This window comes from Streptomyces sp. NPDC002817 (assembly GCF_053592055.1).
Genome location: NZ_JBSFUY010000011.1, coordinates 76,179 through 95,357 on the forward strand (window position 1 = coordinate 76,179; position 19,179 = coordinate 95,357).

The following is a 19,179-nucleotide window of genomic DNA, read 5'->3' on the forward strand; positions in this document are numbered from 1 at the left end:
TCCTCACGGTTTCGGCGGGAGCAGGTCGAACAGAAGCTGGAGGGCACCGGTCTCCGGATGTCGTACGGGATGCGCGCGCACCCCGAACACCTCGGCGAGCAGGGCCGGTTGAAGGACGTCGTGCGGCGTTCCGGACGCGACGACCCGGCCGCCCGCGATCACGTACAGGACATCGCAGTACGCGGCGGCCAGGTTGAGGTCGTGCAGGGCGGCCAGCACGGTCACGCCGCTGGCGCGCACCAGGGACAGCACGTCCAACTGGTGGGCGATGTCGAGGTGGTTGGTGGGTTCGTCGAGGACGAGCACCCGGGGCCGCTGGGCGAGGGCGCGGGCGATCAGGACGCGTTGCTTCTCACCGCCGGACAGGGCGAGGAACCCCCGCTCGGCGAGATGCTCCACACCGGTCCGCCGCATGGCCTCCGCGCAGATCTCCGCGTCGGAAGCGGCCGTACGGTCCCGGTGCGGCAGCCGTCCCATGGCGACCACCTCGGCGACGGTGAAGTCGAACTCCGCCGACGACTCCTGGGGCAGCGCCGCCAGCACCCGGGCAGTGTCCCGGGCCGGCATCGTGTGCACGTCCTCCCCGTCGAGCCTGATCACGCCCCCGGCGGGCCGCAGCGCCCGGTACACACAGCGCAGCAGCGTCGACTTGCCGCTCCCGTTGGGGCCCACCAGCCCGACGAACGCCCCGCTGTCCACCGCCAGTCGGAGGTCGTCCACGATCCGGGCCCCGGCGACCTCGACCGTCACGTCCTCGATGTCGAGCCTCATCGTCAGCGGCCTCCGAACGCGTAGCCGCCGCGCCGCATCAGCAGCAGGAAGGCGGGCACACCCACCACGGCGGTGATCACTCCGACGGGCAGCTCCGCGGGCGCCAGCAGCAGCCGGGACAGCACGTCCGCCCACACCAGCAGGACGGCCCCGGCGAGCGGCGCCACGGCCAGCACCCGCCGGTGGTCGGCGCCGACCAGCATCCGTACGACATGCGGCACCATCAGCCCGACGAACCCGATGGCCCCGCTGACCGCGACCACGGTCCCGGTCACCGCGGCGGTCACGAGGAACAACTCCCGTCGCAGCAGCGTCGGACGGACGCCCAGCGCGGCCGAGGTCTCGTCGCCCATGGCCAGCGCGTTGAGCGACTCCGCCCGCCATCGCAGCCACGCCCACCCGGCCGCCACGGTCACGGCGACGAGCGGCACCTGCGCCCAGCTCGCCCCGCCCAGACTGCCGAGCAGCCACATCAGCGCCGACCGGGCCGCCTCACCGCGCGCCGCGCCGAACACCATCACCGTGGTGACCGCCTCGAAGCCGTACGCCAGCGCCGTACCGGTGAGAACCAGCCGCAGCGGGGTCAGCCCGTGCGGGGACCGGGCCGCGGCGTAGACCAGCACCATCGCCGCGAGCGCCGAGCCGAACGCCGCCACCGACAGTGCCCAGATCCCGAGCCCGGCGAACGCGCCGAGCAGGATGACCGCGTTGGCGCCCACCGCGGCTCCGGAGGAGATGCCGAGCACGAAGGGGTCGGCGAGCGCGTTGCGGACCATCGCCTGCACCGCCACTCCGACGGCCGCGAGCCCCGCCCCGACGACGGCACCGAGCACGACCCGCGGCAGCCGGATCTCCCAGACGATGGTGTACGCGGCGACGTCGTCGGCGTGCACGGTCCCGCCGGTCACCCCGGCCCACAGGAACCGGAGGACCCGAGCCCAGCCGATCCCGGCGGCCCCCAGCCCCACGCCGCCGACCAGGGACACCAGGAGGAGCAGTGCCGCCCCGATCACCAACGGGGGCAGGGGTATTCGGCTCGGTACGGGGCTTCGGCGCACGGTCGGGGCGTTCCTTGGCGTGGGGCCGCCTGATGAACGTCAAGGAGCCGGCCCGTACGACCCGGGGCCGCGCGGTCCCCTCTCGCAGTCCTCGGCGAGCAGTCAACGGGTCGCACCACCCACGGGCGATCGGGCTCACGCGACACGCGGTCGCGCACACCGTTGCGGGTCAGCGCCGGACTCTCACCGGACTTCCCCCGCGGGAGGCTCGGGGAGCGTAGCAAACAGGGGTGCCGACCGGCCGTGGGGGTAGGCGCAGTTGTGCCCTGTCCGGTGTCGGGTGGTCTGTGCTGTCATGGGAGGGGCGGGGAGGTGAACACCCATGCGAATCGGGGACCGGTACCGGCTGGGGGAGCGGGTCGGGCAGGGCGGCATGGGACGGGTGTGGCGGGCGCAGGACGAGATGCTCGAACGGCCGGTCGCGGTCAAGGAGTTGTGGCTCGACGGCCCGGACGCGGGCGAGGACCCGGGCACCCGTCGGGAGCGGGCGCTGCGTGAGGCCAGGGCGAGTGCGCGCGTCGACCACCCGGGCGTGGTCCGCGTCTACGACGTGGCCGAGGAGGACGACCGGCTGTGGATCGTCATGGAGCTCGTCGAGGCACCCTCGCTGGAGCGGATGGTCGCCGAACAGGGCCCGCTGGGCGTCCGGGAGGCCGCACGGATCGGTCTCGCGCTCGCCGAGGCGCTGCGCCGGGTGCACGACGCCGGGGTGCTGCACCGTGACGTCAAGCCGGGCAACGTACTGCTCGGCCCCGGCCGTCGGGTCGTGCTGACCGACTTCGGCATCGCCGCCCTCCAGGACGCCCAGGGTCTGACGAAGGGCGGTCTGGTGATCGGCTCCCCTGAGTACATGCCCCCGGAGCGCGCCACCGGTCGTGACCCGGGACCCGCCTCCGACTGGTGGTCGCTCGGCGCCACGATCTGCACGGCCCTGACCGGCCACTCCCCGTTCGTCCGGCCCTCGATGCCGGCGACGCTCCTCGCGGTGGTGTACGAGGAGCCCGAACTTCCCGGCGCCGACTGTCCGTTGACGCCCCTGCTGCGCAGGCTGCTCGCCAAGGACCCGGCCCTGCGGCCCGGCGCGGACGAGATCGTGGCGTTCCTGACCGCGGTGGCCGCACGGCCCGAACCGGCGCGTGAGCAGCCGCGCGACCCGCGCTCGCGGCTGCTCACGGCCCTCGTCCTGATCGCCGAGGCCGCCGTGGCCGTGGTGATGATCATCACCGCGATCCCGTCGGGCGGCGAGACCCGGCTGCCGGAGGTCACCCCGCCCGCGACGGTCGCGGGCACCTCACGGCCGCCGTCCTCGCCGTCCTCGCCGACCGGCACCCCGGCCCCGGCGCCGCGCTGAGCCTCATGCGCGCAGGACGACACGCTCGCGGGTCCGGTCGCCGCGGAAGGCCCATTTCAGGTCCGGCTCCATGACGAACCGGAACGCCCGGCGCACGGGTGGTGTGCACAGCACGGTCACGATCACGGCCGCGACGAGGGTGACGACGATCTCGCCGAGCGGCTCGTACAGCCAGGCGGGGTCGTACCAGCCCCAGTACTTGGAGCCCTGGGCGACGAAGCCGTGCAGCAGATAGCCGTACAGCGTGCCCGCGCCCAGTGCCGTGAACCACATCCGCCGCCCGGGCACCCAGGAGAGGAAGCAGGCCACCAGCAGCGTCGAGCAGGCGAAGACGACCAGGGTCATGAACGGGCCGTACCAGGCGGGCGCACCGAGTTCCTGGGCGCTGTCCCGGTGGTAGAACCAGGCGCCGCTCATCCGCGGCACCGCCCAGTACGCCAGCGCGAGCGCGCCCACGAACACCGGCACCGCCGCGATCCGCACCTTCCAGCGCCGGACCAGCCGGAAGTGCTCCGGCTTCAGGCACAGGCCGAGCACGAAGTACGGCAGGAACTGAAGGGTGCGTTGGAGATCGAAGTCCTCACCGATGGACGGTGCCGTGGTCGCCAGCATGGCGACGGCGAGGGCGAGCGGCAGCGGCCACCGCACGGAGCGCCAGACCGGGGTGGTCAGCCGCCAGATGAACAGGGCGGCCAGGAACCACGTCAGATACAGCGGCTCCTGGAGGCTGACCGGCCGGTCCGGCACCCCGTCGGTCCACCGGGTGTAGAAGGTGTACGCCGTCTCGAAGACGACGTAGGGGACGGCGACCCCGGTCACCAGCCGCCTGAGCCGCTGCGGGCTCGCGTCGAAACTCCGGGAGAAGTAGCCGGCGATCACGATGAACGCGGGCATGTGGAAGGCGTAGACGAGCATGTAGAGCGCGGAGACGGCCCTGCTGCCGTCGCGCAGCGGCTCCCATGCGTGCCCCGTCGCCACCAGCACGATCGCCAGATACTTGGCGTTGTCGAAGAACGCGTCCCGCTGCTTCACCGGCTCGGTCCGCGGCGCCGTGTCCTGCCCGGGTGTCCTGGGTGGAACGTCCGTGGCCGCGCTCACCACACCGCCCCCTGCGCACCGCGCAGGAAGTCGGCCGATACGTGTCTGACGGAAGTGACTGCTGTGATGAGTACCTGGGACATCCCACGCGCCTGACCACTTCTCGGCGCGGCAAACCTCTCAGGCCGCCGGGCGTACCAGCCCGGACTCGTAGGCGAAGGTCACCGCCTGGACGCGGGCGCGTCCGCCGATCTTGGCGAGGATGTGGCTGACATGCGATTTGACGGTGGTCGGCGCGATGGACAGCCGCGCGGCGATCTCGGCGTTCGACCAGCCGGAGGCGACGGCGGTCAGGACGTCGCGTTCCCGCTGGGTGAAGGTGTCGATCCCCACGCCCGACCCGGTGGGGCCGAGGGGTTGGAGCTGCCGGACGGTGTCGATGAGGGCGCGGGTCAGATGAGGGGTGATGACGGAGTCCCCGGTGGCCACGACGTGGATGGCGGCGATCAGCTCGTCGGGGGTGGCGTCCTGGGGAAGGAAGCCGCCGGCTCCGGCGCGCAGGGCGGCGTAGGCGTGGCCTTCGTGGCTGGTGGGGGTCAGGACCAGGACGCGCGCCGGGCTGACCGGCTGGTCCGACACGGCGAGGGCCGGGGGCCGGGTGATCCGGCGGATCACCTCGGTGCCTTCCGTCTCATGGATACGGCCGTCCAGCAGGACGACGTCCGGGCGCAGCACGGCGGCCAGCCGGACCGCCTCGGCTCCGCTGCGGGCTTCACCGGCAACGGTCAGATCGGGCTCGGCGGCCAGCAGGATGCGCAGGCCGTGGCGTTGGAGGGACTGATCGCTGGCGATGAGTACGGAGGTCATACCGGCTCCTTCTAAACGAAACCGTTTCGTTCACCTGGACCTCAGAATACCCCTCCATCATCGAAACGGAGCCGTTTCCTTTGTGGTCTCGATCACCTCCTCCGCTCAGAGGAACGGTGTGCCCGGGTCCAGCCCGGCAAGGACCCGGCCGTACAGCTCCAGGTTGGTCGCCGGATTGACGAAAGAATGCAGATTCAGCGCCTGCGCATCCCGCACGGCCCGCTGGATCGGCACCTCCCGATGCAGGGAGGAGGCCCCGGAGGCGGAGGCGACGAGATCCACGGCCTCCTTGGCCAGCCGCGCCGCATAGCCGGTCTGCGCACGGATCCTCGCCCGCTCCTCGGTCGTGAACGGCTCACCGGCCTCGATCCGGGCGACGAGGTCGCTCGTCAGCAGCTCGGCGCAGGAGACCTTCATCGCGGCCTCGGCCGCCTGGAGATGGGTGACGGCGGCCTCGTGCTGCCGCTGGTGGAAGGTGTACGTGATGCCCCGCCGATGGATGCGCTCGGTGAACCCCGCCAGGGCGCCCCGGGCCACTCCGAGAGCGTGGGACGCGGTCCAGACGCAGAACATCAGCAGGACGGGCATCCGGTAGAAGGGGTCGTCGGCGTTGGCCTTCGAGGGGAACTCGCCCGCCAGCAGCGGCCCGACGGGCAGGACCCGGTGCGCGGGCACGACGACGTCGCGCGCGACGACACTGTTGCTGCCGCTTCCGGCCAGCCCCGAGACGTACCAGTCGTCGAGAATCTCCAGCTCCGCCATGGGTACGGCGGTCCACAGCACCTCCGGCGGCCCCTCACCGGACTCGACCCGCACCGTCAGCAGATGCCAGTCGGCGTCCTGGCAGCCGGTGGCGAAGCCCGAGGTGCCGTTGACGACATAGCCCTCGTCCGTCGCGACCGCCGTGGCGTCCGGGATGAGAGTCCCGCCGACCCGCACGTCGGGGCTCGTGAAGATCTCGTCCTGCGCCTCGTCGGGGAAGAGCGCGGCGATGAAGGCGCAGCCGGCCTGGATCAGCGCCGTGAACCCGGCCGAACCGCACGCGGCGGCGACCTCGGCCAACGCGTCCACCTGGGTACCCGGCCGGGTCTGATAACCGCCGTACCGCCGGGGCACGTTCATCCGGTACACCCCGGCGTCCGTCAACGCGGCGACGACCTCCGCGGTCACCCTCCTCTGCTCCTCGGTGCGCAGCGCGTGCTCGCTGATCAACGGCCGGAGCGCGTGGACACGCGCGACGAGATCCGCGTCGGAACGGGGTGCTGGCATGGGCGACCTCCGGGGCCTCGCGGGAACCCACACGGTTACGCGGATTGCCTCCACCGTCAATGCCCGTCCCGGCAAAGGGAGTTGAGGGACTCATTCCGTCAGTGGGTAGTGGCAGGCGGTAAGCCGGCCCGAAGGTGTCGCCGTGAGCCGGGGGCGTTCCTCGGCGCAGCGCTCGCGGGCGTACAGGCAGCGGGTGCGGAACGGGCAGCCCGTCGGCTTGTCCACCGGGTTGGGCACCTCGCCGGTGAGGACGATGTGCTCCCGGACCGGCGCGTCGGTGCCGTCGTCGATGTCCGGGACCGCCGACAGCAGCGCCTGTGTGTAGGGGTGGGCCGGGGACTCGTACAGCTCCTCCGTCCCGGCCAGTTCGACGATCTCACCCAGATACATGACGGCGATCCGGTCCGACACATGCCGGACCACACCGAGGTCGTGCGCGATGAAGACGTAGGTGAGCGCGAACTCCTCCTGGAGATCGGCGAAGAGGTTCAGCACCTGCGCCTGGATCGACACGTCCAGCGCGGACACCGGCTCGTCGGCGACGATCAGCTTCGGTTCGGTGGCCAACGCCCGGGCGATACCGATGCGTTGCCGCTGGCCGCCGGAGAACTCGTGCGGATACCGGTCCAGATGCGTCCCCGTCAGCCCTACGACGTCGAAGAGCTCGGCGACCCGGCGGCGGACCGCGGCCGCGTCGCCGTAGCGGTGCACGAGCAGCGGCTCGGCCACGATGTCCCCGGCGCGGCGGCGGGGGTTGAGCGAGGCCTGCGGGTCCTGGAAGACCAGCTGCATGCCCGGGCGCACGGGACGCAGCCTGCGTGCGGACAGGCGTGAGATGTCCTGCCCGTCGAACTCGACCTGCCCGCCCGTGAGTTCGGTGAGCCGGACCAGACAGCGGCCCAGGGTGGACTTGCCGCAGCCCGACTCGCCGACGACGCCGAGGGTTTCCCCGGTGCGCACCTCCAGGGACACGCCGTCGACGGCACGCAGCACCTTGCGGCCCAGCGGGTAGTGCTTGGTGACGTCCTTGGCGCGCAACAGGACGTCACCCGTCCCCGCGATGTCCTGTGCGGTCACGATGCCGCCTCCGTGTCGATGCCGGTTCTTGTCGTCAGTCGCAGTGACTCCCGGCCGTCCGGCGGCAGCCAGCACGCGTCGCGATGGGTGTCGCCCGCCAGCGCGGGCCGCTCCTCGCACCGCTCGTGCCGCAATCGGCAGCGCGGCGCGAAGGCGCACCCCTCCGGGACGGCACCGGGCGACACCGGCATGCCCGCGATCGTGGGCAGCCGCCGCAGCCGGGGTCCACCGACGCGGGGCACCGAGTCGAGAAGCCCCCAGGTGTACGGGTGCCGGGGACCGTGGAAGACCGCCCGGCGCGGACCTTCCTCCGCTGCCCGGCCGCCGTACATGACCAGGACCCGGTCGGCGATCTGCGAGACCACACCCATGTCGTGCGTGATGAGCACCACCGCCGATCCGCCGGTGTTCAACTCGCGCATCAGGTCCAGGATCTGGGCCTGCACCGTGACGTCCAGCGCCGTGGTCGGCTCGTCGGCGATCAGCAGAGCGGGACTGCACGAGAGCGCCATCGCGATGACCGCGCGCTGGCGCATACCGCCGGAGAACTCGTGCGGATAGGCGCGCACCCGCGAGGCGGCGTCGGGGATGCCGACGTCGGAGAGCAACTGGACGGCGCGGGCCCGTGCCTCCTTGCGGGACACCTGCTCATGCGCCCGGATCTGCTCGGCGATCTGCCAGCCCACGGTGTAGACGGGCGTCAGCGCGGTCATCGGATCCTGGAAGACCATCGCGATCTCCCGGCCGCGCACCGCACGCATCTCCTTGTCGGGCAGGGTGAGCAAGTCGTGCCCACGGAAGCGGACTTCGCCGGTCACCGTCACGTTCGGGTTGGTCAGCAGCCGCAGCACGGCCAGCATGGACACGCTCTTGCCGGAGCCCGACTCGCCCACCACGCCCAGGACTTCGCCGGGGGCGACCGAGAAGGAGAGCCCGTCGACGGCCGTGACCGGGCCGGAGCGGGTGCGGAAGGAGACCCGCAGATCCCGTACGTCCAGGAGAGGTTCAGGCATGGCGGGCCCTCGGGTCGAGTCGTGCGTACAGGATGTCCACCAGGGCGTTGGCGAGGACCACGAAGAACGCCGCGTACAGAACGGTGCCCATGATCACGGGCAGGTCCAGGTTCTGCAGGGCGTCATAGGTGAGCTTGCCGATGCCGGGCAGACCGAAGACCACCTCGGTGAGCAGTGCGGCACCGCCCACGAGGGCGCCGAAGTCCAGGCCGAACAGCGACACGATCGGGATGAGCGAGCAGCGCAGGGCGTGGCGGACGAGGATCCGGCGCTCGGAGAGCCCCTTGGCGCGGGCCGTGCGGACGTAGTCCTCACCGAGGGCGCTGACGACCTCGCCGCGCAGCAGACGAGCGTAGATCCCGGCGTACAGCAGGGCCAGGGTCAGCCAGGGAAAGAGCAGGTGCAGAGCCCACTGGCCGGGATCGTGGCCGAGATCGACGTATCCGGGTGGTGGCACCCAGGAGAACACCGAGTCGTGCAGCTGCTTCTGGGTGATGAGGTTGACGACCTCGCCGAGCCAGTAGGCCGGGAGCGAGACGCCGACGACCCCGACCAGCATGATCAGGGGGTCGGCGGCCTTGCCTCGCAAGGTCGCCGCGGCCGTGCCCATGAGGATGCCGGCCGTCATCCAGATCAGCGCGGCGCCGATCACCAGCGACAGGGTCACCGGGGTCGCCTGCACGATCTGCGGGATGACCCGGGAGCCGCGGTTGACGAAGGACTCCAGGTCCCGGTCGATCAGCAGGTGGCGCATCATCAGCAGATAGCGGATCGGCAGCGGCCGGTCGAGGCCGAAGGAGTGGCGGACCTGGGCGAGGGTGGCCGGGTCGGCGTTGCGGCCCGCGATACGGGCGGCCGGGTCGACTCCCGGGGTGGCGAAGAAGATCAGGAACACCAGCACACTGATCGCGAACATCACCAGGAGCGCAGAGGCGAAGCGCTTGAGGGCGAACTTCAGCATGGCGGTCACACCCCTCCGCGCAGCCGGGCGCCCGGGTCGAGGGCGTCGCGTACACCGTCGCCGAGGACGTTGAGCGCTGCCGTGGTCAGGGCGATCAGCAGGCCCGGGGCGATCGTCACGGTCGGCCGGGTGTAGAGGAGTCCGAGTCCGTCCTGGATGATCGTGCCCCAGCTGGCGTCGGGCGGCTGCACCCCGACGGACAGGAAGGACAGGGCCGACTCGGTGAGCATGGCCAGCGCGGTCATCAGCGGGACGAAGACGATCGCCGTGGGCACGACGTTCGGCAGCACCTCGCGGCGCAGGATGCGCAGCGTGGGGGCACCCGAGCCGACGGCCGCGTGGATGAACTCCTTGTTCCGCAGCACCAGGACCTGGCCGCGCAACGGGCGGGCGACGTACGGCACATAGATGGCCGCGATGATCGTCACGGGCAGCCAGAGGCTTCCCGCCTCGAGCGTGATCGGGCCCAGTTCCAGTCCGTTGGTGAGCAGGACCACCGACAGACAGATGGCCAGCAGATACACCGGGAACGCCCAGATGACGTCCAGGATCCGGGAGATGACCGAGTCCACGACACCGCCCGCGTACCCGGCGACGACTCCGACGGCCGTCCCCAGCGCGCAGGTGAACACGGCCGCGGTGACGCCGATGAACAGGCTCGTCCGGCCCCCGTACAGCAGCCGGGCCATGACGTCACGGCCCTGGTTGTCGGCGCCCAGGAAGTAGTGGGCGGGGTCCCAGGTCGGGCCGATCGGGGTGACACCGAGGCCGAGGCCGGTGCTGCTCGGGGTGAGCACCGGCACGGTCCTTCCGTCGACGAGAGTGGTGCCGGAGACATGGGACTGGAACGGGTCGGTGTGGGCGATGTGGTCCGCGTAGAGCGGGGCGCACAGGCTCGCCAGCACGACCAGCAGCAGGACCGCCGCGGCGGCCAGCGCCGGCCCGTTGCGCAGCAGATCGGCGGCGGCCGTCCGCCAGGGACCCGGCGAGCGCCGGGTCCCGAGCGACGGGGGCGGGATCACTTGACCCACAACTGCCCCACCAGCATGTAGAACTGCTTGCTGAACTGGTAGTTGCCGACCCTGGTCGACGTGAAGTCGACGATCTTCGGGTTGATCAGCGGCACCACCGGGGACTCGGCCATGATCGCCTGGTCGATCGCGCCCCACTGCTTGTCCGCGCCCCGCGGGTCGCTCTGGGCCGCCTTCAGCGCCGTCCGCATCTTGGCGTCGATGCCCTTGTCGCAGAACCCGGAGATGTTGATGCTGGAGTCGCTGCCCGGGTGGTAACTGGCGCAGGACAGCAGCACGTTGAGGAAGTCCGAGGCCGCCGGATAGTCCTGGTACCAGGACGTCAGCGCCAACTGCACCTTGTTCTTGGTGTTCTGGATGTAGGTGAACTGGATGTTCGCCGACAGCGGCTTGAGCGTCGCCTTGTAGCCGAGCTGGGTGAGCAGGCTCTGCAGGTACTGCCCGATCGACTTGTTGACGTCGTCGTCCTGAACGACGATGCCGACCTCCTGACCGGCCGTACCCGACTTCTTCACCAGGGCCTTGGCCTTGGCCAGGTCAGCGGCCTTCCAGGTGGTGCCGCCGCCCTTGGTGTAGTCGCAGGAGTCGACGTGTCCGGGGAAGCCCGGCGGCAGGATCGTGCACGCGGGGGAGGCGAGGTTGGTGCCGCCGTACAGTCGGACGATGGCGGAACGGTCCACGGCGTAGTTGATCGCCTGACGCGCCAACTTGTTATTGAACGGCGCCATGTTGACGTTCAGCGTCGCGTACCAGAACGCGGTCAGCGGGTTCACACGGGCCTGGGAGGCGTACTTGGTGCCGATCTCGTTGAGCCGGTCGGCGGGCGGCGGGTCGTACATCCAGTCCGCCTGGCCGTTCTGGACGGCGGTGACCTCGGACTCCACGGTCTGCCCGAAGGTGTAGTCGATGACGTCCGGATAGCCCTGCGGCTCCGCCTCCCGCGACCACTCCGTGAAGTGCGGGTTGCGCACCAGCTTCAGCGCCCGGTTCGGGTCGTACGAGGCGGCCATGTACGGGCCGGTCGTCGGCAGCGGCTTGGTGCCGGAGTCCTTGGTGGGCGAGTCCTTCGGTACGACCACGGCGTGCGGCACGGCCAGCTTGTACGCGAACTCGGGGTCCGCCGCGGTGAGGTTGATGGTGACCGTGTTGCTCTTCGGGTCCCCGACGACGCCCTTGTCCAGCGTGCAGGAGGCGGGCTTCACCAGACAGGCGTCGGCTCCGACGATGCCGTTGTAGAAGGTGCCGGCGGTGGGGCTGGAGACCTTGAAGATGCGCCGGAAGGACGCCACCACGTCGTCCGTGGTCACCGCCTTTCCGTTGGAGAAGGAGATGCCCTTGCGGAGCGTGAAGGTGTAGGTCCTGCCGTTGTTGGTCACCTTCGGCATCGATGTGGCCAGGTCGGGGACGACGGTGAACGACTGCTGCCCGCCGACCTTCTTGAACGCGAGCAGCCCGTCGTACATGGACTGGTACAGCTGCCAGTACTGGAGCGTGTAGTTGACCTGCGGGTCGAGGGTGCCCGCGGCCGCGTGGGCGACGAGCTTCAGGGTGCCGCCCTGGTGCTGCGGCTGGAAGGCGGAGGTGCCGGAGCCGGACGACGAGGAGCTCGGGTCGGAGGAGGAGCCCGAGTCGGAGGACGAACAGGCGGCGGCGGTGAGCGTGAGGGCGACGGTGGCGGCGGCCAGCGCGCCTCGTCTGGCGATACGGGTCACGGGTGGGGTCATGGCGGGCAACTCCCGGGATCAGTCGGTGGAGTCGAGGAACTCGCCGACGACCCGGAGGTAGAGCTCCTCCTCCTCGACGTGCGGCATATGGCTGGAGTGCTCGAACATGTGCCAGCGCACGTCGGGAATGTGGTCGGCGAAGGGCTTGACGGTTTCCGGGGTCGCCTCGTCGTACCGTCCGGACACCAGCAGGGTCGGTGCCTCGATCAGGGGGAGCCGGTCGATGACGGACCAGTCCTTGAGGGTTCCGACGACATGGAACTCGTTCGGCCCGTTCATCGTGTGGTAGACGGTCGGGTCGGCCGCGATGTTGTCCCAAGTGGCCTGCACTTCGGGCGGGTTGGGAGACAGTCGGCACACATGGCGGTCGTTGAAGACCTGCTCGGCAGCCCGGTAGTCGGGGTGGTCCGTGGTCCCGGCCGCCTCATGGGTGAGCAGGGTCTGCTGGACCTCGGCCGGAAGCCCGGCGCGCAGTTCGGCAGCCCCCTGGAGCCACAGCTGCATGGACGCGGGGGAGTTGGCGATGACCAGGCCGCGCAGCCCTGGCGGCCGCCGTACGGCGTGCTCGGCGGCGAGCATGCCGCCCCACGACTGGCCGAGAACGTGGTAGCCGTCGGCGATGCCCAACTCATCGAGGAGGTGGTCGAGTTCGTCGAGGAAGAGCTGAACGGTCCAGAAGCCGGCGCCCTTGTCGGGCAGGTGGGTGGAGCGTCCGGTGCCGAGTTGGTCGTAGTGCACCACGGGGCGGCCCTGCTGGGCGATGTTCGCGATGCTGAGCGTGTAGTCGTGACCGGCGCCGGGTCCGCCGTGCAGGACCACCAGGGGTGTCCTGCCCGACTCGCCCGTGATCCGGTACCAGGTGGACCAGCCGTTGAAGTCGACGGTGCCGGTGTGGTTCGGTTCGGGGATCGCCACGGTGAGGCCTCCCAGACCGGCCGGAAAGCGCCGGCCGCTGTCTGAAACTCGTTGGGTGTGACGGGGATGAGTGAGATAGTCATTGGGCAAAAGGTCAGCGCACAAGACCTTTTAGCGGCGCCTGGGGAAGACGTAACGACGCATTCACGTGGGCCTCACGCGTTAACAGAAACGGCGATCCGGAGGAGGGCAACTGACATCCGCACCTGAGCCGGGGGACGAGTTCTCCCGGGTCCTCGACCGGGTACTGCTCGGCGGCAACGCGTCGTCGGCACTGCGCCCGATACGCGTGGCCTCGGCGGTCGACGAGGTCTCCGACCGGCTGCTCACCGCGATCGCCGTCGGCGACTTCCTGCCGGGCGAACGGCTGCCCGCCGAGCGCGAGCTCACCACGCTGCTGCACGTCAGCCGGCCCACCGTGCGCGAGGCCGTCGCACGACTCCAGGCACTCGGCGTCATCGAGATCCGCCGGGGCCGCAACGGGGGAGCCTTCGTCCGTGACAGCTGGTCCGAGTCCTCCGGCGCCGCCGTCCGCCGTACGCTGCTGCCCCGGTGGGAGGAGTTCGAGCAACTCTTCGATCTGCGCGGGCTGGTGGAGGGGATGGTGGCCGCGACGGCCGCACGGCGCCGGCGCCCCGAGGATCTGGAACCGATGCGGGAGGCGCTGGCCGCGCACCTGGCGGCCCGCACCCCCCGTGCGGAGCAGGCCGCCGACAGCGCGTTCCATCAGGCGATCTGCGCGGCCACCCGCAATCCGCAGATCGCCCTGCTCAGCCGAGACCTGCTCACCCGGATCAGCCTCGGCTTCCCGATCGAACCCTGGGGCAAGGGCGAGCGGTCCCACCACCACCGGGCCGGCGAGGGGCACACGGCCCTGTACGAGGCCATTGCGGCCGGGGAGCCGGAGCGGGCGGCGGAGATCGCCCGCGAGCACTTCATGATCAGCGCCGAGATGATTCGAGACGTGCTGGCGCGGGTGCGGGCCGGGGAGTCGCCCTGAGTCTGCGGCCCCGACGCGTGAGGCCCCAGGGCTTGAGGACCGAGATCACCGTCATGAAGACGTAGGCGGACAGGGACACGATCGGCCCGAACAGCACGTCGCCGGCGTCGGGCAGCGGTCCGCCCGCGGCGACGGCCGCGACCGCGGAGTTCACCCCGGGCCGCAGCGCGAAGACCGTGGCGGTGGTCGTGGCGAGGGTCAGCCAGAACTTCGTCCAGACCCAGCGATGCCGCGCCAGACCCCACTGTGTGCCCAGCGAGAGCAACAGGCCGCTGAGGAGCGTGAGGAACGCCAGCGGGAGCAGTAGCCAGTCCGCGAACAGCTTCATGGTCCGGACGGAGGCTTCGACGGTCACCGCCGACCCGGTGGTGGTCGCGGTGATCCCCAGCGCCAGCAGCCCGAGGGTGAGCCCGAGCCAGCCGGCGGAGGCGGTGACATGGACGACGAGGGAGGCCCGGCGAGCGGGACGAATCAGCTTCACCCGGCCCACGGTGCCGGGCCGGGGCTCCCGGGGCGTCTGACGGCGGGAGTAACCACGCGTACTTGCCTCGGAGTACGGAACCGACGCTCAGCCCTTCGGCAGATACGCGCTCAGGGCGCTGATGAGCGCGTCGAGGGGCGGCTGCTCGGCGGAGCGGTCCGTGTGGACCGTACGGCCGTCGAAGCGGACTTCGTACTGGAACATGTCCGCGGCGCTCATGTTCATCGTGAAGTCCGACACGTCGTCCAGCGCCGGATCGCCGAGGAGCAGGCGCAGCTCTTTGAACTCGGCGGCGGTAGTCCGGCGTACCACCGAGCCCTTGCGGTCGTCCCTGGCGTGCACGGTGCCGTCGCCCCGCAGGACCACCGACTGGCCGACCCCGGCGTAGCCGCCGCTGATGTTCATGGACACCAGCGTCTGCCCCGGACTCCTGACGGGCACCGGCGTCGGGGACGGGCTCGCACCCGGACGCACGCTCGGACTCGTGCTCGGGGACGCGGAGGCCGGCTCGGACGACGGGGCGGGCGTGGACGCGGCGCTCGCCTCGGTCTCCGTCGCCTCGGCAGCCGTACTCCCGCTGCCCTCGAAAGTGCAGCCCGCCAGCGCCAGTACGCAGACCATCACCACAGCCGCCGAAACCCTGCCGAACACGGTGCCCCCACCTGTCGATCGCCACAGCTGCAGAGTCCCTATCACGGAATCCCGCACTCCGACCCGGAAGAGGCCCGCACACGACGACGAGCGGCGTACCGTCGTAAGTGTGGACGTCACCGCGGACCGTCTCGTGTCCCGGGCCGCGCACGCACTGAGCCGGGCGGCGGACGGGCTGATCCGCGACGTCGAGGAGTGTCTGCGCGGCGAGGTCCCCGAGCTGTGGGACGACCCCGAGGGCATGGCCTCGGCGAACATCGCCCACCATGTCGTCGCCGTACTGGACGGCCTGGAGCACGGAGTCGAGCCGAGCCGCATCGAACCGCCGACCGCGGAGATCGAACGGGCCCGCCGGCTCGCCCGGCTCGGCATCCCCGTCAGCACGCTGCTGCGGGCCTTCCGCCTCGGGCAGGGCGTCGTCCTGGACCGACTGCTCCAGGAGCTGCCGCGGCTCACCGACGACGCCGAACTGCTCAGCGCCGCGACCCGCGAACTGCTGGCGACGGCGACCGGCTATGTGGACCGCACGTCCGAGTACGGCGTCCTGGCCTACCAGGAGGAGCGGGAACACCGGCTGCGGGCACGGCTCTCCCTGGTCAATGAGGCGGGCCTGCGCATCGGGACCACACTGGACATCACCCGCACCACCCAGGAACTGGCCGACCTCGCCGTCGAGCACTTCGCCGACCGCGTGACCGTGGACCTGCTCGACTCCGCCCTGCACGGACACGACGTCCCGACGGCGGACCCGCCCGTCCTGCGCCGGATCGCCCAGCGACCGCCCGCGGAGGAACCGCGGCTCCACACCTGCCCGGACGGATCGCCACCGGCCCGGGCCCTGGCCACCGGAGAGCCCTCCCGGGACCGTTCGACCCTGGTCGTGCCGCTGCGCGCCCGCGGCATGACCCTCGGCGTGGCCCAGTTCGTCCGCGACCGCTCCGCCGACCCCTACGACGACGAGGACCTGCTGCTCGCCCAGGAGATCGCCGCGCGGGCCGCGGTCGCCGTCGACAACGCCCGCCGCTACACCCACGCCCGCGCCACCGCCCTGACCCTCCAGCGCAGCCTGCTCCAGCAACACATGCCGCAGCAGTCCGCCGTAGAGGTCGCCTGCCGCTATCTGCCCGCCGGCGACCGGGTCGGCGTGGGCGGCGACTGGTACGACGTCATCCCGCTGTCCGGCGCCCGGGTCGCCCTCGTGGTGGGCGACGTCGTCGGCCACGGCATCCACGCCGCCGCCACCATGGGCCGGCTGCGCACCGCCGTACGCACCCTCGCCGACTTCGACCTGCCACCCGACGAACTCCTCACGCACCTCGACGACATCGTCATCCGCCTGGCCGCCGAAGCCGCCGAGGCCGCCGGAGACCCGGACGGCGAGCCTGCCGGAGACATCGGCGCAACCTGCCTCTACGCCGTCTACGACCCCGTCTCCCGGCGCTGCACCCTGGCCCGCGCGGGCCATGTGCTGCCCGTCCTGGTGACCCGCGACGGCACCGTCGACCTCCTCGACCTGCCGCCGGGCCCGCCGCTGGGTCTGGGCGGCCTGCCCTTCGAGGCGGCGGAGGTCGACCTGGCCGAGGGCAGCCTCCTCGCCCTCTACACCGACGGACTGATCGAGGCCCGCGACCACGACGTCGAGGCGGGCCTCGACCTGCTGCGCGGCGCCCTCGCCCGGGCCGGCCCCTCCCTGGAGGCCACCTGCGACACCGTCCTGGAGGCCCTGCTGCCGACTCGCCCGGACGACGACGTAGCCCTTCTCCTCGCCCGCACCCACGCCCTGGGCGTCCGTCAGGTCGCCACCTGGGATCTGGAGGCCGACCCCGCCGCCGTCGGCCGGGCCCGCGCGGACGTCGCCCGGCAACTGCGGATCTGGGGCCTGGAGGAGCTCGACTTCACCACCGAACTGGTCGTCAGCGAACTGGTCACCAACGCCATCCGCTATGGCCGGCCCCCCATCCAGCTGCGCCTCATCCACGACCGGGGCCTGCTGTGCGAGGTCTCCGACGCCGGCGGCACCACCCCGCATCTGCGCCGGGCCCGCACCTACGACGAGGGCGGCCGCGGACTGTTCCTGGTCGCCCAACTCGCCGAGCACTGGGGCACCCGCCACGCCTCCCACGGCAAGACGGTCTGGGCCGAGCTCAACGAGTCCGACGAGGCGCTCCAGACGTTGCTGAAGGTCACCGTGCCGGAATGAACGCCCGTCCGTCCCGCATCGCTCCACCGAGGTAGTGCCCCGTGACCAAGCCCGTGGCCCGCGTGCCGCAGCGACGCAACGCGCGGTCCAACCGGGCGCGCATCCTGGCCGCGGCCCGCCAGGAACTCGGCCTTGCCGCCGACCTCGACCAGGATGCCGCGGGTGTCGAGGCCGTGGCGGGCGGCCGCGCTCTCCGCGTGGCGCGGGAAGCTGGAGTACCCGCCCGCGTAGCCGAGGTTGAGCGTCTCGCGGTCCACCCGCACCTCACGGTCCTGGAGCGGGTGTACGGCGAACGGCGGGATGCCCTCGACCGGCGGCGCGGGAAGGTCGGCCGGGTGCGCGAACACCACGGCCGCGTGCTCGTTCAGCACCTGCCACAGGGAGGGCGACCCCGTCGGCCCCCGGCTCGGTCAACGCCGGGCGTGGACCACCGAGACGATCGCCCTGGCCGTGCCCAGCGGATCCATCGGTTCCGGAGCCGCCTCGGGACTCCAGTCGGGCAAACGCGCGGCCGCTCGCCTCGGCGATGCCCCGCTCGGCGAGGAGGGCGCGGCTACAGCGACGGTTGATCGCCACGGGGATGTCACAGCGCAGGACTAGCCGGAACACAAGGGGATAGTTAGCCTTACCTAAGTTTTTCTGAGGCCGGTCGGCCCCGAAGCGAAGGAATGCCCATGCGCCCCTCCCGAAGAGCAGCGCGGTTGATCTCCGCGCTCGCCTCCGCCGTGCTGCTCCTCGGCGCGGCCACCGCCTGCGGCGGCGACTCGGACTCCGGCGCACCCGCGGCCGACGCGAAGCCGGGCGCCGCCGGCGGGTCGGCCTTCCCGGTCACCATCGCGCACAAGTACGGCAGTACGACGATCAAGTCCGAGCCGAAGCGGATCGTCACCGTCGGCCTCACCGACCAGGACGCGGTCCTCGCCCTCGGCAAGGTCCCCGTCGGCACCACCGAATGGCTCGGCGGCTACAAGGGAGCCATCGGCCCCTGGGCACAGGACAAGCTCGGCAGCGCCGAAGCGCCGACCGTGCTCAAGGACACCGGCACCGGACCCCAGGTGGAGAAGATCGCCGCACTGCGGCCGGACCTGATCCTCGCCCTCTACGGCGGACTCACCAAGGACCAGTACGAGTCCCTGTCCAAGTTCGCCCCGGTCGTCGCCCAGCCGAAGGAGTACAACGACTACGGCATCCCCTGGCAGGAACTCACCCAGAAGGTCGGCCAGGCGCTCGGCAGGTCCGACCAGGCCGCCACGGTCGTGAAGGACACCGAGGCGAAGATCACCGCCGCCGCGGCGGAGCACCCCGAGTTCAAGGGGGCGAGCGCGGTGATGGCGACCCCGTACGAGGGCATGTTCGTCTTCGGCAGCCAGGACCCGCGCTCGCGTCTCCTCACCGACCTCGGCTTCACCCTCCCCAAGGACCTCGACAAAGCAATCGGCGACCAGTTCGGCGCGAACATCAGCAAGGAGCGCACCGACCTCCTCGACCAGGACGCCGTCGTCTGGATCGTCGGCGATGTCACGAAGGACGCCGCGAAACTCCACGGCGACGCCTCCTACGGGGACTTGAAGGTCGCGACCCAGGGTCGCGAGGTCTTCGTCCACGAGACGAGCGACTACGGCAACGCCACGTCCTTCGTCTCCGCCCTCAGCCTGCCGTACGTCGTCGAACGGCTCGTGCCGCAACTGGCCGCCGCCGTCGACGGCAAGCCCGCCACGAAGGTGGAGCAGCCCGCATCTTGAGAGCAGCCCGCATCCCGAGAGGAGCCGGGG

Annotated in this window: 17 protein-coding genes and 2 pseudogenes; 5 read left to right on the forward strand and 14 right to left on the reverse strand. The window is 71.1% G+C overall.

What is annotated here, in order from left to right:
- Positions 1-3: 3 nt before the first annotated feature.
- A complete protein-coding gene (locus tag ACWD3I_RS22120) occupies positions 4-771 on the reverse strand; it encodes a heme ABC transporter ATP-binding protein (RefSeq protein WP_365401784.1) in 768 nt (255 codons plus the stop codon).
- Between the two features lie 2 nt (positions 772-773).
- Positions 774-1,829, reverse strand: a complete 1,056-nt coding sequence (locus ACWD3I_RS22125; protein ID WP_365401781.1) for a FecCD family ABC transporter permease — start codon at positions 1,827-1,829, stop codon at positions 774-776.
- 322 nt (positions 1,830-2,151) lie between these two features.
- On the opposite strand from ACWD3I_RS22125, the gene ACWD3I_RS22130 reads away from it, so the two are divergent.
- Complete coding sequence (locus tag ACWD3I_RS22130) at positions 2,152-3,180, forward strand: serine/threonine-protein kinase (RefSeq protein ID WP_365401778.1); 1,029 nt, start codon at positions 2,152-2,154, stop codon at positions 3,178-3,180.
- A gap of 3 nt (positions 3,181-3,183) precedes the next feature.
- Here the strand turns inward: ACWD3I_RS22130 and ACWD3I_RS22135 are convergent, their stop codons facing one another.
- The 9 genes from ACWD3I_RS22135 to ACWD3I_RS22175 form a co-directional block, all read right to left on the reverse strand.
- On the reverse strand, positions 3,184-4,278 hold the full coding sequence (locus ACWD3I_RS22135; protein WP_365401775.1) for an acyltransferase family protein: 1,095 nt from the start codon (positions 4,276-4,278) through the stop codon (positions 3,184-3,186).
- Positions 4,279-4,398: 120 nt separating this feature from the next.
- Complete coding sequence (locus ACWD3I_RS22140) at positions 4,399-5,085, reverse strand: response regulator transcription factor (RefSeq protein WP_365401772.1); 687 nt, start codon at positions 5,083-5,085, stop codon at positions 4,399-4,401.
- 105 nt (positions 5,086-5,190) lie between these two features.
- A complete protein-coding gene (locus ACWD3I_RS22145; protein WP_365401769.1) occupies positions 5,191-6,354 on the reverse strand; it encodes an acyl-CoA dehydrogenase family protein in 1,164 nt (387 codons plus the stop codon).
- Positions 6,355-6,444: 90 nt separating this feature from the next.
- On the reverse strand, positions 6,445-7,434 hold the full coding sequence (locus tag ACWD3I_RS22150; RefSeq protein ID WP_451084152.1) for an ABC transporter ATP-binding protein: 990 nt from the start codon (positions 7,432-7,434) through the stop codon (positions 6,445-6,447).
- Positions 7,428-8,444 carry an ABC transporter ATP-binding protein gene (locus ACWD3I_RS22155; protein WP_365401763.1) on the reverse strand — a complete coding sequence of 339 codons (1,017 nt, stop codon included), beginning with the start codon at positions 8,442-8,444 and terminating at the stop codon, positions 7,428-7,430. The genes ACWD3I_RS22150 and ACWD3I_RS22155 overlap by 7 nt, the downstream gene beginning before the upstream one ends.
- Positions 8,437-9,405 (reverse strand): ABC transporter permease, encoded by a 969-nt coding sequence (locus ACWD3I_RS22160; RefSeq protein WP_365401760.1) that lies wholly within the window; start codon positions 9,403-9,405, stop codon positions 8,437-8,439. Before ACWD3I_RS22160 ends, ACWD3I_RS22155 begins: the two co-directional genes overlap by 8 nt.
- Before the next feature lie 5 nt (positions 9,406-9,410).
- Positions 9,411-10,436, reverse strand: a complete 1,026-nt coding sequence (locus tag ACWD3I_RS22165; protein ID WP_365401757.1) for an ABC transporter permease — start codon at positions 10,434-10,436, stop codon at positions 9,411-9,413.
- Positions 10,424-12,160, reverse strand: a complete 1,737-nt coding sequence (locus tag ACWD3I_RS22170) for an ABC transporter substrate-binding protein (RefSeq protein WP_365401754.1) — start codon at positions 12,158-12,160, stop codon at positions 10,424-10,426. The genes ACWD3I_RS22165 and ACWD3I_RS22170 overlap by 13 nt, the downstream gene beginning before the upstream one ends.
- Before the next feature lie 18 nt (positions 12,161-12,178).
- The gene (locus ACWD3I_RS22175) at positions 12,179-13,075 is read right to left on the reverse strand and encodes a proline iminopeptidase-family hydrolase (RefSeq protein WP_365401751.1); all 897 of its coding nucleotides are present in this window, start codon (positions 13,073-13,075) and stop codon (positions 12,179-12,181) included.
- 289 nt (positions 13,076-13,364) lie between these two features.
- Here ACWD3I_RS22175 and ACWD3I_RS22180 point away from each other — a divergent pair, with 289 nt between their 5' ends.
- A complete protein-coding gene (locus ACWD3I_RS22180) occupies positions 13,365-14,075 on the forward strand; it encodes a FadR/GntR family transcriptional regulator (RefSeq protein WP_365401748.1) in 711 nt (236 codons plus the stop codon).
- Here ACWD3I_RS22180 and ACWD3I_RS22185 read toward each other — a convergent pair.
- Complete coding sequence (locus ACWD3I_RS22185) at positions 14,017-14,556, reverse strand: DUF2269 domain-containing protein (RefSeq protein ID WP_266896025.1); 540 nt, start codon at positions 14,554-14,556, stop codon at positions 14,017-14,019. The two genes, ACWD3I_RS22180 and ACWD3I_RS22185, sit on opposite strands and share 59 nt — an antisense overlap.
- A gap of 87 nt (positions 14,557-14,643) precedes the next feature.
- Positions 14,644-14,961, reverse strand: coding sequence for a hypothetical protein (locus ACWD3I_RS22190; protein ID WP_365401745.1), 318 nt, complete (start codon positions 14,959-14,961; stop codon positions 14,644-14,646).
- A gap of 355 nt (positions 14,962-15,316) precedes the next feature.
- Between ACWD3I_RS22190 and ACWD3I_RS22195 the strand changes: the two genes are divergently transcribed.
- Together ACWD3I_RS22195 and ACWD3I_RS22200 are read left to right on the forward strand one after the other, a co-directional pair.
- A complete protein-coding gene (locus ACWD3I_RS22195) occupies positions 15,317-17,407 on the forward strand; it encodes an ATP-binding SpoIIE family protein phosphatase (protein WP_365401916.1) in 2,091 nt (696 codons plus the stop codon).
- Between the two features lie 41 nt (positions 17,408-17,448).
- A pseudogene (locus ACWD3I_RS22200) lies at positions 17,449-17,545 on the forward strand (TetR/AcrR family transcriptional regulator); the annotation flags it as partial.
- On the opposite strand, the pseudogene ACWD3I_RS22205 reads toward ACWD3I_RS22200, so the two are convergent.
- A pseudogene (locus ACWD3I_RS22205) lies at positions 17,545-17,694 on the reverse strand (4-hydroxy-2-oxovalerate aldolase); the annotation flags it as partial. The pseudogenes ACWD3I_RS22200 and ACWD3I_RS22205 overlap by 1 nt on opposite strands.
- 387 nt (positions 17,695-18,081) lie before the next feature.
- On the opposite strand from ACWD3I_RS22205, the gene ACWD3I_RS22210 reads away from it, so the two are divergent.
- Entirely contained in the window at positions 18,082-19,149 is a 1,068-nt protein-coding gene (locus tag ACWD3I_RS22210) for an iron-siderophore ABC transporter substrate-binding protein (RefSeq protein WP_451084143.1), read from the forward strand.
- Positions 19,150-19,179: the final 30 nt, after the last annotated feature.